Origin of the sequence: Sphingomonas sp. AAP5 (assembly GCF_004354345.1) — a bacterium.
Classification (GTDB): domain Bacteria; phylum Pseudomonadota; class Alphaproteobacteria; order Sphingomonadales; family Sphingomonadaceae; genus Sphingomonas; species Sphingomonas glacialis.
Genome location: NZ_CP037915.1, coordinates 136,472 through 150,273 on the forward strand (window position 1 = coordinate 136,472; position 13,802 = coordinate 150,273).

General features: G+C 63.2%; 14 protein-coding genes and 2 pseudogenes. 15 read left to right on the top strand and 1 reads right to left on the bottom strand.

What is annotated here, in order from left to right:
• The first annotated feature begins 10 nt into the window (after positions 1–10).
• Positions 11–388 carry a DUF411 domain-containing protein gene (locus E2E30_RS20395; protein WP_443018425.1) on the top strand — a complete coding sequence of 126 codons (378 nt, stop codon included), beginning with the start codon at positions 11–13 and terminating at the stop codon, positions 386–388.
• Here the strand turns inward: E2E30_RS20395 and E2E30_RS21200 are convergent.
• A pseudogene (locus E2E30_RS21200) lies at positions 301–498 on the bottom strand (carboxymuconolactone decarboxylase family protein); the annotation flags it as partial. The gene E2E30_RS20395 and the pseudogene E2E30_RS21200 overlap by 88 nt on opposite strands.
• On the opposite strand from E2E30_RS21200, the gene E2E30_RS20405 reads away from it, so the two are divergent.
• The 14 genes and pseudogenes from E2E30_RS20405 (at position 497) to repC (ending at position 13,561) form a co-directional block, all read left to right on the top strand.
• Positions 497–1,474 (top strand): LysR family transcriptional regulator, encoded by a 978-nt coding sequence (locus tag E2E30_RS20405; RefSeq protein ID WP_240699157.1) that lies wholly within the window; start codon positions 497–499, stop codon positions 1,472–1,474. The pseudogene E2E30_RS21200 and the gene E2E30_RS20405 overlap by 2 nt on opposite strands.
• 33 nt (positions 1,475–1,507) lie before the next feature.
• Positions 1,508–1,675, top strand: a pseudogene (locus E2E30_RS20410) (DUF411 domain-containing protein); the annotation flags it as partial.
• Positions 1,676–1,772: 97 nt separating this feature from the next.
• Positions 1,773–2,132: a hypothetical protein gene (locus E2E30_RS20415; protein ID WP_133192481.1), complete on the top strand. Its 360-nt coding sequence runs from the start codon at positions 1,773–1,775 to the stop codon at positions 2,130–2,132.
• Positions 2,133–2,212: 80 nt separating this feature from the next.
• Positions 2,213–2,473 carry a hypothetical protein gene (locus tag E2E30_RS20420; protein WP_133192482.1) on the top strand — a complete coding sequence of 87 codons (261 nt, stop codon included), beginning with the start codon at positions 2,213–2,215 and terminating at the stop codon, positions 2,471–2,473.
• An 82-nt stretch (positions 2,474–2,555) separates the two neighbouring features.
• The gene (locus E2E30_RS20425; RefSeq protein ID WP_133192483.1) at positions 2,556–3,794 is read left to right on the top strand and encodes a TolC family protein; all 1,239 of its coding nucleotides are present in this window, start codon (positions 2,556–2,558) and stop codon (positions 3,792–3,794) included.
• Positions 3,791–5,038, top strand: coding sequence for an efflux RND transporter periplasmic adaptor subunit (locus E2E30_RS20430; RefSeq protein ID WP_133192484.1), 1,248 nt, complete (start codon positions 3,791–3,793; stop codon positions 5,036–5,038). Before E2E30_RS20425 ends, E2E30_RS20430 begins: the two co-directional genes overlap by 4 nt.
• On the top strand, positions 5,035–8,196 hold the full coding sequence (locus E2E30_RS20435; protein ID WP_133192485.1) for an efflux RND transporter permease subunit: 3,162 nt from the start codon (positions 5,035–5,037) through the stop codon (positions 8,194–8,196). The genes E2E30_RS20430 and E2E30_RS20435 overlap by 4 nt, the downstream gene beginning before the upstream one ends.
• Positions 8,193–8,525 (top strand): copper-binding protein, encoded by a 333-nt coding sequence (locus E2E30_RS20440; RefSeq protein ID WP_133192486.1) that lies wholly within the window; start codon positions 8,193–8,195, stop codon positions 8,523–8,525. Before E2E30_RS20435 ends, E2E30_RS20440 begins: the two co-directional genes overlap by 4 nt.
• Positions 8,526–9,196: 671 nt before the next feature.
• Positions 9,197–9,508, top strand: coding sequence for a hypothetical protein (locus tag E2E30_RS20445; RefSeq protein ID WP_240699159.1), 312 nt, complete (start codon positions 9,197–9,199; stop codon positions 9,506–9,508).
• Between the two features lie 233 nt (positions 9,509–9,741).
• Positions 9,742–10,233, top strand: a complete 492-nt coding sequence (locus E2E30_RS20450; protein ID WP_133192487.1) for an RNA polymerase subunit sigma-70 — start codon at positions 9,742–9,744, stop codon at positions 10,231–10,233.
• 28 nt (positions 10,234–10,261) lie between these two features.
• Entirely contained in the window at positions 10,262–10,603 is a 342-nt protein-coding gene (locus tag E2E30_RS20455) for a hypothetical protein (protein WP_133192488.1), read from the top strand.
• Positions 10,604–10,626: 23 nt separating this feature from the next.
• A complete protein-coding gene (locus E2E30_RS20460; protein ID WP_133192489.1) occupies positions 10,627–11,106 on the top strand; it encodes a hypothetical protein in 480 nt (159 codons plus the stop codon).
• Positions 11,076–11,546: a MarR family transcriptional regulator gene (locus E2E30_RS20465; protein WP_133192490.1), complete on the top strand. Its 471-nt coding sequence runs from the start codon at positions 11,076–11,078 to the stop codon at positions 11,544–11,546. Before E2E30_RS20460 ends, E2E30_RS20465 begins: the two co-directional genes overlap by 31 nt.
• A 680-nt stretch (positions 11,547–12,226) precedes the next feature.
• Entirely contained in the window at positions 12,227–13,561 is a 1,335-nt protein-coding gene (repC, locus tag E2E30_RS20470; RefSeq protein ID WP_133192491.1) for a plasmid replication protein RepC, read from the top strand.
• Positions 13,562–13,802 lie beyond the last annotated feature (241 nt).

Below are 13,802 nucleotides of genomic sequence, written 5' to 3' on the forward strand. Positions count from 1 at the left end.
GAGTTGAGCGATGAAGTTGTCGATCCATAGCGCTCTCGTCGCCGCAGCCATGATAATGCCCGCTGCCGCATTGGCGGCGAGCAGCATCGCGATGCACCGTGATCCTGGGTGTGGCTGTTGCGAGAAGTGGGCGGCGCAGGTGCGCCAGCAGTTCGGCCGCAACGTCCAGATCATCGATGATACGCGCCGCGACGTGCTTCAGCGCAAGATGGGTGTGCCGGCTGATCTTGGCTCCTGCCATACCGCGATTATCGACGGCATGGCTTTCGAGGGACATGTCCCGATCGCCGACATGAAGACCAGGGCCGCGACGGTCGCCAGTTCGCGGGTTCTGAGGTCGATGCCGGGGCGGCTGTATACGTCGCCGAAGCCGAACTCGATAATGTAGCGGCCAAGGTCAGGCGCGATGTCGGCGAGCGACGCGATAACCGTCTGTCCGGCTTCCCCATCGACCTCTGCCAATCGAGCCTGGCCACGTTCAAATCGTGATTGCTCCATGAGCGATCTCCTTCGCCGGACGATATCGCGTCTAACACCGCCTTCAGGAATGGAAGTAGAAGGAAACTGGTTTTCCAATTATGGATCATTGATGGATTGGAACGATGTACGCTACTTCGTGGCGACTTACCGGGCAGGTAGCCTGACCGGTGCTGCAAGGATGCTTGGGGTCAGCATCCAGACGGTCGGCCGGCGAATTGACGCCCTTGAAGCAGCGATCGGGTCGACACTCTTTGTTCGACACTCGGGCGGCTATACGGCGACCCCAGACGCCGAAGCGCTTATGTCGGAAGCAGGGCGCGTGGAGGAGGCCGTGGCCGGCTTCCGCGCCCGTGCGAACGGGAGGGCAGAAGCAATCAGTGGGGTCGTGCGCCTCGCGGCCCCAGAGACGATCACGACCCACCTGCTGCTGCCGGCGCTGCGAGCCATCCTCTCGCAATACACGGAACTGGAACTCGAAATCATTACCGGCATAGCTCCGGTCGGTATCGCCCGTGGCGAAGCCGACCTCGCATTACGTCTCGTGCCCCCCGATCATGGCGCACTGACGGTTCGCAAGGCCGGAATGATGTGCCATGGCCTTTACGCTGGTGTCGGCCCAGTTCCGGATCTCGCGTCGGCGCGGCTCGTCGGGTGGACTGACGATCATGATCTCCCGGCCTCACGCTGGCTTCATCGCCTCACCGGACGATCGGCGGATATTCGCTTCAATCATCTGGAAGCTCACCGTGCCGCCATTGTTGCGGGCCTTGGTATCGGCATTCTGCCCTGTTTCCTGAGCTCGGGCCTTTTACGCTTGCCTTCCACGCTGCTGATGGAAGAGCCGCTGTGGCTAGTGGGCCATGCCGCTGCCGAAATGTCGAAGCGGGTGCGTGTCGTTTATGATGAGATTGCCGTCATCATTGCCGCAAACGCCGGCCGCCTGACTGGCCGTGGTGAAAACCCGGAGGCGTCGTACGTCAACGATGTGCCTTAGCGTACGTTTTTGAACATCCTCTCACCGGTCCCCATGAAGCGAGCGCTTGCGCAGCATCCCAAGGGTGTGCGCGGCCTAGCCGTGGCGGGAATGCCGATGGGTTCAGCCGGCATGGAAGTGCCGGGCATGAAAGCGCAGCCCTATGACGTGATCGCGTTCGGCCCGGCTGGGAGGCGCGTCTTCGCGCATCATGGTAGATAAGAGCTGGTTGGTCCTGCGGCATCGATCTTGCCGTGTAACCGACTGCTCGTTTGGGCGAATTGACCTTTAACCCCGTTGCATTAGGTTACACGATGACGTGACCCGCTTTCTTCGCCTTTTCCTGCTGTTCTTTGCGGTCGTCGGCCTGTTCGGACAGTCCACGGCCATGGCAATGAGCCCGCTTCAGAGCGAGACCATGTCGATGGCGACAATGGCCTCAATGGATTGCCGCGATGGCATGACGGCGGGACAGATGCACGGCTCGGTGCCGTGTAAGAAGATGACGCTCCAATGCATCGCGGCGATGGGATGCACCACCGCAGCGATCACCGAGCCGGTAGGTGCTACTCTCACGACACGCCAGCTCGATCGCCTTGATCCAGCATGGCCACTGACTGCGCGCCTTGATGGGCGGACCTACGGCCCCGACCCCGACCCACCCAGCTTCCTGATCTGACACCCGAAATCCGTCTGCCGCAGGCCTCTTCGAGGCTCTTGCGTGCTGGCGGCCACTGTTCAGATCAAGGAATTAACACCATGAATATCAAGTTTTCCGGCGTCCTCGTCGGTATGATCGCCGTGTTTGCTGCCACCTCCGCATCCGCATCACCGCGTCCAGATGCCGGTCATTACGAATGGCGGCCGGGTGTCCAGGCTCCCGGCCCTCGCGCTCCGCTTGCCGTGGCGCGCCGCGTCTGGGTGCCAGCGGCCATTGCGATGACCGACGCCGACGTTTGCCAGTCTATGATGACGGCCAAGTCCGGCGCTATGGCCTGCTGCGCCTCGCACAGTTCCTAATCGAGCGCTGAAAGTCGACCGGCAGGGCTTTGACCCTGCCGGTCGACTTTTCGCTACGCATCGATCTGCCAGCGGGGAAACCATGTCCAAATACACGATACTGAGCGCTGCGCTGATCGCTGCGCTTACCGCCACTACATCCACGGCCGAACCGCTCACGTTCGATGCGGCGCTCGCCGCAGCGAAGGGCCATGCGCCGTCGCTACGCGCTCGTACTCTCGGTGCCGATAGCGCGCGTGCTTCACGCGGAGCTGCAGGCGCCCTTCCCGATCCGAAGCTTGCGCTCGGGATCGATAGCTTCCCGGTCTCGGGGCCGCTCGCGTTCGAGCCCAATCGCGACAATTTCACCTGGGCGCGGGTCGGGCTGTCGCAGGACATTCCGAACGCCGCCAAGCGCCATGCGCAACAGGCGCGTGCCGATACCGATATCGCGGCTGCCGATGCGGAGGCGGTTGCCGAAGCCCGCACCGTCGAGGTCGAAACCGCAATCGCTTGGATCACGCTGGCCTATGCCGAGCGCCGTCTGGTGGCGCTCGACGCCGTGCGCGGCAGGCTCGATCGTTTGGTACGGACATCACCAAGTGCGGTATCGGCGGGTAGCGCTCGCCCGGCGCAGACGCTTGCCGGACGCCAAGGTCTCGCCGCCCTCGACGATCGCCGCGACGAACTGGTGTCCGCAGTCGTGCGTGCCCGCTCCGACCTTATCCGCTGGACCGGAGATCCGACCCCTACGGTCGCCGGCCCCCTGCCAGACTTCATGGTGGACCCCGCGCAATTGCGCAGTGCCCTCGACCGCAACCCCATGCTGGCGGCGATTGCTGCCCGTGTCGGGCAGGCCGATGCCGACGTCCGGTTGGCGCAGGCCGATCGCCGCCCCGATTTTGGGGTCGACGTCAGCTACCAGCGCCGCGATCCGCGCTTTGGCGACTATGTCTCTGCAGGCGTCACTATCGGCCTGCCGCTATTCAAATCGCATCGCCAAGACCCGATGATCGCCGCACGCGCGGCCGATGCGGCGAAACGGCGCGCCGAGCAGGAGGACACGAGCCGTCAGCTCGCAGCAAGCCTCGATGCGGCGCTCGCGGATCACATCATGCACCATGCGCAATGGATGCGATCGAAGGAGACGCTCGAGCCGCTATCACGCGAGCGCGTCGATCTCGAGACCGCGAGCTATGCCGGGGGACGCGCCGGGCTGCTCGATGTCGTCGACGCGCATAGTGCGCTTGCCAATGCCGTCCTCGAAACCCTCGACCGCGAGGCACTGGTTGCGATCGATGGCGCCCGCCTCACCCTCACCTATCGGAGCGACCCACGATGAGCCCGCGCGATCTCGTTCCCCGCACGCCTGCTTCCCGCGCCATTGTTCTCGCTATCCTCGCCAGCGGCGGAATCGGGTTCGTGGCCGCGCGGATAACGAGCCCGGCTACGACAGCCCCGGTGACATCGGCGACCGCGGATCCGGCCTCCGCGGCTAAACCCAAGCCACTCTATTACTACGACCCGATGGTGCCGCAGGAGCATTACGACAATCCGGACTCGCTCTCGTCGATGGGGATGAAGACGATCCCCAAATATCCGGATGCAAGCGCCGTAGGGGCAAGCCCAAACCCCGGCATCTCGATCGATCCGTCCGCCATGCAAAATCTCGGCATCCGTATCGCCACGGCGACCACCGGGACGCTGGCCGGCGCACTGGATGCGACTGGCACGATCGACTTTAACCAGCGCGATATTGCGATCATCCAGGCGCGCGCTGCCGGGTTTATCCAGCGGGTCTATAATCGCGCACCGGGCGACGTGATCGCACGCGGTGCGCCGATCGCCGACATGCTGGTGCCCGAATGGGGCGGCGCACAGGCCGAGTATGAGGCTGTAAGGCGGACCGGCGACAGAGCGCTCACCGCTGCTGCGGCCCAGCGCCTTCGTCTCCTGGGAATTCCCGGCGGTACGGCTCGCGGACGCGGCTTGACCACGGTGCGCAGTCCGATCGCCGGCGTCATCCAGACGCTCGACGCGCGGGCGGGTGTAACGCTCGCCGTCGGGCAGACGCTCGCCCAGGTCAACGGTCTCGCCACAGTGTGGCTGAATGCCGCAGTGCCCGAGGTGCGCGCAAGCGCCGTCAAGGTCGGGCAAACCGCGACTGCCGAACTGGCGGCCTTCCCTGCCGAGCGATTCACCGGACGTATCATCGCCGTCTTGCCGACGACGCAGGCCGACAGCCGCACGCTTACGGTACGGATCGAGCTACGTAACCCAGGCGGTCGCCTACGCCCCGGCATGTTCGCGACGGTCCATCTGGGCGGTACGTCCGACACCGCGCTGCTTGTGCCGAGCGAAGCCGTGATCCGCACCGGCACGCGGACGCTGGTCATGCTCGCCGAGGACAAGGGCCGCTATCGGCCAGCAGAGGTCAAGGCGGGCCGTGAGGCGGGCGGCAGGACTGAAATCCTCGCCGGACTGGTGCCAGGCGAGAAAGTCGTCGCATCGGGCCAGTTCCTGCTCGACAGCGAGGCGAGCCTTACCGGTGTTGCCGCGCGCCCGATCACGGGCGACACGAAGTGATCGCGCGGATCATCGAGGCGTCCGTCAAGGCGCGCGTTCTCGTCCTGCTCGCAGCCCTCGCGCTGATCGTCGTCGGGGTGGGCGCTTTGCGCTCGACTGCGGTCGATGCGCTGCCAGACCTGTCCGACGTCCAGGTCATCATCCGCACCACCTATCCGGGCCAGGCCCCACAGATCGTCGAGAACCAGGTCACGTATCCGCTCGCGACGACGATGCTGTCCGTGCCGGGCGCACGCGTGGTGCGCGGCTATTCGTTCGTCGGCGACAGCTTCGTCTATGTGCTGTTCGACGACACGACCGATCTCTATTGGGCGCGCAGCCGGGTGCTCGAATATCTGAGCCAGGTACAAAGCCGCCTGCCCGAGGGCGCAAAGGCATCGCTCGGCCCGGATGCTACCGGGGTGGGCTGGGTCTATGAATATGCGCTGGTCGACCGGACCGGGCGTCACGACCTCGCACAGCTCCGCAGCATCCAGGACTGGTTCCTGCGCTACGAATTGAAGACCGTGCCGGGGGTCGCCGAGGTCGCGAGCATCGGCGGCATGGTGAAAGAGTATCAGGTCGTCCTCGATCCGCAGAAGCTGGCCGCTTATGGCATCACCCACGAGGCGGTGACTGAGGCACTGAAGCGCGGCAATCAGGAGAGCGGCGGATCGGTCCTCGAGATGGCCGAGGCGGAATATATCGTCCGCGCGACCGGCTATCTGAAGACGCTCGACGACTTCCGTAGCGTGCCGCTCAAGACGGTTGGCGGCGTGCCCGTGACGCTCGGCGACGTCGCCACGGTTCAGATCGGTCCGGAAATGCGGCGCGGGTTGGCAGAGCTCAACGGCGAGGGCGAGGTTGCAGGCGGCGTCATCGTGATGCGCCAAGGCAAGAATGCGCGCGAGGTGATCGACGGGGTACGCACTCGGCTCGAAGAATTGAAGAAGAGCCTGCCACCCGGCGTGGAGGTCGTCACCACCTATGACCGGTCGGGCCTGATCGATCGCGCGGTCGACAATCTGCGCAGCAAGCTGATCGAGGAGTTCATCGTCGTGGCGCTCGTCTGCGCGCTGTTCCTCTGGCACGTGCGATCGGCGCTGGTCGCTATCCTCACGCTCCCGCTCGGTATTCTCATCGCCTTCATCGCGATGCGCGTCCAAGGCCTGAACGCCAATATCCTCTCGCTGGGCGGCATCGCCATCGCCATCGGGGCGATGGTCGATGCCGCCGTCGTCATGATCGAAAACGCCCACAAGCATCTCGAACATTGGGCGCACGATCATCCGGACGAGACGTTGGTGGGTGCCGAGCGCTGGCGCGTGATCACCGCCGCAGCGGTCGAGGTCGGCCCGGCGCTGTTCCTCAGTCTGCTCATTATCACCTTCTCGTTCGTGCCGATCTTCTCGCTTCAGGGCCAGGAGGGGCGGCTGTTCGCGCCCCTCGCATTCACCAAGACCTATGCGATGGCGGGCGCTGCGATCCTGTCGATCACGCTGATCCCGGTGCTGATGGGATTGCTGATCCGCGGCCGCATCCCGTCGGAGAACGCCAATCCGATCAATCGCATCCTCACCCGCCTCTACCGCCCCGCGCTCGACTGGGTACTGGCGCGGCCGAAACAGGCGCTGGTCATCGCCGGCCTCGTCTTTGCGACCAGCCTCTGGCCGATCAGTCAGCTTGGCGGCGAGTTCATCCCACAGATGAACGAGGGCGACCTGCTCTACATGCCTTCCGCGCTGCCCGGCATCTCGACCGCCAAGGCCGGCCAGCTTCTCCAACTCACCGACCGGCTCATCAAGACCGTACCCGAAGTGGAAAGCGTATTCGGCAAGGCCGGCCGCGCCGACACCGCGACCGACCCTGCCCCGCTCGAAATGTTCGAGACCACGATCCGCTTCAAGCCCAAGGATCAGTGGCGCGTGGGCATGACGCAGGACAAATTGATCGATCAGCTCGACAAGGCGGTGAAGGTGCCGGGCCTCGCCAATTTCTGGATTCCCCCGATCCGCAACCGGATCGAGATGCTGTCGACCGGCATCAAGAGTCCGATCGGCATCAAGGTGGCAGGCGCGAACCTCGCCGAGATCGACGCGGCCGCGCGCGAAATCGAACAGGTCGCGAAGACCGTGCCCGGCGTGGGGTCCGCGCTCGCCGAACGCCTCACCGGCGGGCGGTACATCGATGTCGATATCAACCGGGCTGCTGCGGCACGCTATGGTCTTAACGTCGCCGACGTGCAGTCGATCGTGTCGGGCGCGATCGGCGGCGAGACGATCGGCCAGACCGTCGAAGGGCTCGCGCGTTATCCAATCAGCGTGCGTTATCCGCGCGAGCTGCGCGACAGCATCGAGGGCTTGCGCAACCTGGCCGTGCTGACGCCGGCAGGGCAGCAGATCACGCTCGGCACCGTCGCCGACGTTCGCATCACCGATGGACCACCGATGCTGCGCAGCGAGAACGGCCGACCGGTGACGTGGATCTATATCGATGGACGCGGCGCGCCGCTCACCACCATTGTTCGCGATCTGCAGAATGTGATCGCCGCCAAGGTGAAACTGCCGCCCGGCGTCAGCGTCACCTATACCGGCCAGTTCGAGTATCTGCAGCGCGCGGTCGAGCGATTGAAGATCGTCGTTCCGGCGACCTTGGTCATCATCTTCCTGCTGCTCTACGCGACCTTTCGCCGGCTCGATGAAGCGGCGCTGGTGATGGGCACGCTCCCGTTCGCGCTCACCGGCGGTCTATGGCTGCTCTATCTGCTCGGCTACAACCAATCGGTCGCGACCGGTGTCGGGTTCATTGCGCTCGCCGGTGTCTCAGCAGAGTTCGGCGTGGTGATGCTGATCTACCTCAAGCATGCGCTGGATGCCCGAGGCCCGGTGCCGGACGATGCCGAGGTCGAGGCTGCCGTGCGCGAAGGCGCCCTCCTTCGTGTCCGGCCCAAGGCTATGACGGTCGCGGTGATCCTAGCTGGCCTGTTTCCGATCCTGATCGGTACAGGCACCGGCTCCGAAGTGATGAGCCGGATCGCGGCTCCCATGATCGGAGGCATGCTCACCGCACCGTTGCTCTCGATGCTGGTACTGCCGGCAGCGTTCCTGCTGCTGCGGCGCTCCCGGCGTTCCCCTCACCCTTCGACCCCAGTCCCACCGCTGCAAAGGAATACGCTATGAAGAAGACCCTGTTGGCATTCGCCGTCCTCGCGGGCCTCACAACGACCACAGCATCGGCGCAGGCGGGCGCTTCCATGCAGGGCATGCCGATGAAGGGGGCCGTGAAAGTCGGGCGTGGCAGTGGCATCGTGATCGCGATCGATCCCAAGGCCGCCAAGGTGACGATCAAGCATGGGCCGATCGCGGCACTGAGCTGGCCTGCGATGACGATGGCGTTCACGGCAATCCCACCGGCACTGCTCAAGACCGTGAAAGTCGGACAGCGGGTCGACTTTGCCATGAGGATGCGTGGTTCCGTGGCGGAGGTTACAGCGATCCGCGCGCGTTGATCCTGGGCGGTGCGATCGTTTTCATCAGTACGCGGCGACCATCGCACCTTCCCGAACTCAGCCGATCCCCCCAAGTATCCGGATCTTCGCGGTAGCCGTCGCCGCTGCCGGCTTGTGAGATACATACTCTTTTGCCGATGATCGGGCGCGACCCTACCGGGCACGGCTCCATCGGCGCATTTGCGCCGACCAAGCCACCGTGCCAGCGTCTCTGCCCTCGCGGGTGAGGATCCTCGGTTGAGGTGTGCCACGTGGCACACCTGTGGACGCGCAGCGCGCGAGCAATGCCGATCGTTGTTGATGACCTCCCCCACGGAGGCGATCGACACGACGATCGTCCGGGCGAGCTCCCGCGCCGCCCGCCATGCGGCAGATCGATCCGGCAACGAGCGCGACGCCTACTTCCAGGATGCTGGGGTCTGCTTGGATTTGCAATGACAGCGTGTTTTCGCCTGAGCCTTGTGCCATAGCGGTCGGGCTTGGGCATGGCTTGAACACCATCCTTGGCCCGCATGTGCGGTCGAATGCTGGGTCCCCGATTTCCGTCGGGCGGCCCGCGAAATACAAGACCTTGCTACCGCTTGTCGGTGCGGGGAATACGTGGGGCGTGGTTACCAGTGTTCCCGCGTGTTCAACCGTCCCGGCTACGGGCGGTTGATGGAACGCGCGCCATGTCGTTGATCAAAAGTTTGCTTACGAGGTTCCGCCGGCATCAAAGCCCTTCAAAGGGTTTCTCCGGAAGTGGTTCGGGAATGCTTCAGGTCGAAGCGCTGGTGCAGGCACATGGTGATTGGCTGGCACTTCTTGCCACGATACTGGAACGCGAACGCGTGATTACAGGCGCCGAACTCGCCCGCACCCTGTCCGAATTTGCCGCGCATACAGCCGAAGATCGCCCTGCCGAGGGACAGATCCTTTCCTTCTGGGCCTCACGCTTGAACGACACAGCCGCAACTCTCGGCAATTTTCCGTCCGTTCACTAGGGCTATCACTCATGCTGACTGGCGGCCGCTGCTGATCGCCAAGGTGCGCATGGGTTCGGCCTGCTTCAAAGTGAGAACTCGGCGAGGCGTCGTGGGCGCTCGAACAGGAGCCGTTCGCCGCGTTCGCGCGCCGACTGAACCCATTCGCGATGTCAATTTGATCGACAGAGCCCGTCAGGAGTTATCGCTGATCTGGAGCCGAATCATTCCGCGTCGTGAGTATTTTCGAGAGCATGCTGACCAACGAACCGGATAGACGTCCTGCCGAACAGACGCCCCCAACCCCGACGCCCGGTGTAAGCGCACCTGATCGCATTGCCCGCCTGACCGATCGGCAACGGTCTTATCTCCGCCTTGTGCTTCAGAACCGCAACTCGAAGGAGATCGCGGCGGCCACGGGTAGCAGCCACCGGGCGGTCGATAAGCAGCTGTTAAAGGCGAATAATATCCTCGGTGTGCCGACCCGTTTTGATGCCGCGCGGCTCCTGGCGGAGTACGACGGAGGGGTAGAGCCTTTACCCCCTGCAAACGACCTACCTTCCGCGCCACCAACTTTCCCGCTTCCCCTCCCTTGGCCGACCGCTGGGACGGCAGCGAATATGCTCACCTGGAAGCAGGTTGCCTTCTGGACCGCGATCATCTCGATCGTGACCCCCTTGGGCCTAACTGCGGCCGGCATGGCGATCGTAACGCTGCTCCTCCTGCTTGGGCTGAAACCACTATGATGGGCGCTGATCGTCCAAGGGAGCCGTAATGCAAGGACTTTCCAATACGAGCCGGGTAATCGCGGATGAGCTCCGAAAGGCGGAGCGGTCGATCAACCTCGCCGCGCGCGACACCGCGCAATTTCTACTGACGACGCTTGATGCGACGGAGGCGCACCGCCTAGCTCCCGCGATGACACAGCGGACCGTTAAAGCTACCGTCGCAGCTCTGGCCTCCCTCATCGAAGGCCAAGATCACATGGCGATACGAGCGCATCTTTCGATCGAAAAGGTCGGGCGACAGCTGGGGCTGACCGAGACGAGTTGGGGGGAAGGCGCACCGAAGCCCGCATTGGCCACTTTGCCCGAGTTTGAGAGCCATCCAATTTAGGGGCGAACCCCTCAGGAGAAGTGATGTCGCTGCAGATTATTTTGGCTCTGCTGTTCGACGTCACACTGCTGCTCACTTGTGGCTATGCCGCACTGAAGGGCGGGCGACCTGAGCGTGTCGGAGCGGCTATAAATCTTATAGCGTCGGTCGTGACGACCGCCCTTCGGCTGATGGATGCATCGTATTTCGCGCCCGCGGAAACGATCACTTTGCTAATAGATCTCGCTGTAGCGGGCGGGTTCTATTGGCTGGGTGTAACTACAATCCGCTTCTGGCCCGTCTGGGCGGCCGGTTTCGCAGTCGCCGACCTCTTCATGAGCATCTTCGGCGCCCTGCTGCCCCGCGTGCCGCTCTTTGCCTACCACACCGGGCTTGGGATCTACGCCTACCTCGCGCTCGGCGCGCTTTCACTCGGCACGTTCCGCTTGCCGGCGAACGCCGAGCCCTACATCCGAAACGGATCAAGACGATTATGGGTGCAGCATCTGAAGGAGACGACCTGATCGACGTCGTCGTGCGGCTGCCGCGCAAGGCGATCGAGGACACTTTGCTGTCGATGCCGCCAGACGCGAGAGACCTGTCCGAGCGCAGGCTTGCCGAGGCCAGGGCGGTGTTGGTCGGCCGGCGTCGGCGGGCGACCCACTTCAACGGGGTCCGCTTCTATGATCCGAGCTGGGACATGATCCTGGAGCTTTACGTGGCCACGTGCGAGCGGCGCCGCATCGCTGTGTCCCAGCTTTGTAAGCTTAGCGGAGGCTCGACGACCACCGCTTTGCGCCACATCGAGCATCTCGAGGCGCTTGGATACATAGTCAGACAAACGGATCCCGAGGACGGACGCCGCCTGATTGTCGGCACGCTCGCTCCCCTTCTTGCTGCTTCGGAGCAGTGGCTCGATCTTCAAATCGCGGAGTCCCGAATACAGGATCGGAGATCGGGCTGACGATTTTCTACGGCTCACACTAGACTCCGTTCTTTTGGTCATCAGTGACATATCGAACGACTGAAAAGGTCTCGTTCGATCTACCGCTTGGACAGACGGCGTCAGCCAATTTCGAGCCCGAACCTGCAATGCCTCGCTAACTTAACTGCCATTGCCCCGCCACGCCTATCCGGCGCGGCGCAGAGGAGGATGCTCTCCTTCTGCGCTACATGTCACGTAAGACAGCCGAATCGCACGATTCTCACGCCGTTACCGAAAGCACGAGCGAGAACGCGACGGCGTTACCGATAGCACGTGTCTCAGCGGCACGGCGTTATCGATAGCACGAGCGAAGATCGACGCTTCGTTACCGATAGCACGTGATTATTGACCGTCCCGTTACCGATAGCACGATTCATCGCGCACGACCGACCCGCCAGCGATGCTTAACAATCAACGTTGTGGATCGGCTCAACGCTGACCGCCGCCGTCCACCCGGGCGGGCGCCACAACGATCAAGGGGGACGCTGTGCGGACATGAAAAACCCGGCACGAGGCCGGGCTTTTCGGGACGCCTGCTAGGGCGGATGTGAGAACCCTCACTTAGCTGGCTCCCTTTCATATTGCTACCCCAAAGCGTCGACCGTGGCGCCACGGTGTCGCTGTGTCTGCACGGGCTCCCCTCCCAGGGAGAACGAACAATGGCTGCTGCCCAAAGCCCCGGTCGGGGACTACGCCGGTTTGACGAGCATGCCGCCAAGGCGACGAAGCTTGTCGATGAGTTTTGCGGGCTCGAGACCGGAATGGCACCTTCCAACGCGCTTGCGGCGCTCAAAAGGGCGGCTCCTTATATGGGCGTCCCCCTGCGCGTGGTCTCCGTCATCGATCTCCTGTTTGCCTGGACGAAGCCGCAGGACTGGCAGGGTGGACAAATCCCCGTCGTTTGGCCATCGAACGACCTGCTCGCGCAAAAGCTGGGCGTAACCGTTCGACAGGTTCAAAAGCTCTTGAACCAGGCACAGGCCTTCGGTCTGATCAGCTTTCGGGATAGTCCGAACGGTCATCGTGGTGGACGCCGCGGGGCCGACGGCTTCATCACGTGGGGCTACGGCATCGTGCTCGCTCCGATCGGGACCAGGCTTCAGGAATTTGCTGCGCGCGCGGCCAAGGGAGCCGCAGAGGACGCGGCACTGACAGTGCTCCGCAAGCGCCTTGCCGCTGCCCGCAGGAATATCAGGGCTCTGGCCCAAACGGCATTCGACGCCGATCTTCACGATTTGAAGGCGGGTGACGATCTCGCGTTGGCGTTGATGGCCACCGACCAGATGCGCTGCGTCCGCGATGCCGGCCTCCTGACGGCTTGTGTGGAGCAGATCGAAGAGCGTGCGCGTCGTCTTGTCGGGGTTGTTTCGGCCAAGATTGCCGTCCCCAACACAGGTAGTTATCAGGCTGATAGTTCATGCTGGGATGGACCTGAGGACATCCACTCTACAACTACAAACCAACTCCCATCTGCTAAAGCAGATACCCGTAGTGGCTTGGCGAAAAAGAGTAGTGGAAATGGGGACGCCCTCCCCTCTCAACCTCAAACTGCAGTCGACGACGATCTGGAGAAACACGGTGTCGATCCGGAATTCATGATGTCGATCGCGCCGGAGCTCTGTTCCGGTCTGCTCCACCGCGATGGATCGTGGGGCGAGGTGGTCGCCACCGCGGAGCGGCTCGCGGGCCAGTCGGGGATCAGCAATCACGCGTTCAAGGAAGCCTGTCGCATCATGGGTCAGCGAGGTGCTGCTGCCTCCGTCATCGCCACCATTCAGAAATACCGGCGTGGCGAGGTTCAGCGGCCCGGCGCGTATCTTCGCGGAATGAGCAGCAAAGCTGGCAAGGGCGAATTGAACCTTGGGCGGACGCTCCACGGCCTCAAGGACACGAGCCGCGCGGTCGCCATGCGGGGGATGTCCGATGGGACCGATGCGACGCCGATCGGGAGCCTGATGTCGCGGCTGGTTTCCCGGGGAGCCGGACTACGATGACGGGATCTCGTCATCTTTTCAAAGGCCTGGACCTCGTACTGCACACCTGGTCTTTGAACGGCTTTCACGGCGTTACCGATAGCACGAGTCCCCACCGAGTTTGCGGTGGTGCGCACCTACCGAAATGTGAAACACACCCCGATTTACCGGCTAAATCGCTCCAAATCCTCGTGCTATCGATAACGCGGTCGCTTATCCGACTGCAGGTTTGCGGCCGATCCGCTATAAGCGGCTTTGCTAA

Excerpts from the sequence above, each read along its gene's own strand:
- E2E30_RS20395 (WP_443018425.1), top strand. The coding sequence starts at position 11 with ATGAAGTTGTCGATCCATAGCGCTCTCGTCGCCGCAGCCATGATAATG.
- E2E30_RS20405 (WP_240699157.1), top strand. The coding sequence starts at position 497 with ATGAGCGATCTCCTTCGCCGGACGATATCGCGTCTAACACCGCCTTCA.
- E2E30_RS20420 (WP_133192482.1), top strand. The coding sequence starts at position 2,213 with ATGAATATCAAGTTTTCCGGCGTCCTCGTCGGTATGATCGCCGTGTTT.
- E2E30_RS20425 (WP_133192483.1), top strand. The coding sequence starts at position 2,556 with ATGTCCAAATACACGATACTGAGCGCTGCGCTGATCGCTGCGCTTACC.
- E2E30_RS20430 (WP_133192484.1), top strand. The coding sequence starts at position 3,791 with ATGAGCCCGCGCGATCTCGTTCCCCGCACGCCTGCTTCCCGCGCCATT.
- E2E30_RS20440 (WP_133192486.1), top strand. The coding sequence starts at position 8,193 with ATGAAGAAGACCCTGTTGGCATTCGCCGTCCTCGCGGGCCTCACAACG.
- E2E30_RS20445 (WP_240699159.1), top strand. The coding sequence starts at position 9,197 with ATGTCGTTGATCAAAAGTTTGCTTACGAGGTTCCGCCGGCATCAAAGC.
- E2E30_RS20450 (WP_133192487.1), top strand. The coding sequence starts at position 9,742 with ATGCTGACCAACGAACCGGATAGACGTCCTGCCGAACAGACGCCCCCA.
- E2E30_RS20455 (WP_133192488.1), top strand. The coding sequence starts at position 10,262 with ATGCAAGGACTTTCCAATACGAGCCGGGTAATCGCGGATGAGCTCCGA.
- E2E30_RS20460 (WP_133192489.1), top strand. The coding sequence starts at position 10,627 with ATGTCGCTGCAGATTATTTTGGCTCTGCTGTTCGACGTCACACTGCTG.
- E2E30_RS20465 (WP_133192490.1), top strand. The coding sequence starts at position 11,076 with ATGGGTGCAGCATCTGAAGGAGACGACCTGATCGACGTCGTCGTGCGG.
- repC (WP_133192491.1), top strand. The coding sequence starts at position 12,227 with ATGGCTGCTGCCCAAAGCCCCGGTCGGGGACTACGCCGGTTTGACGAG.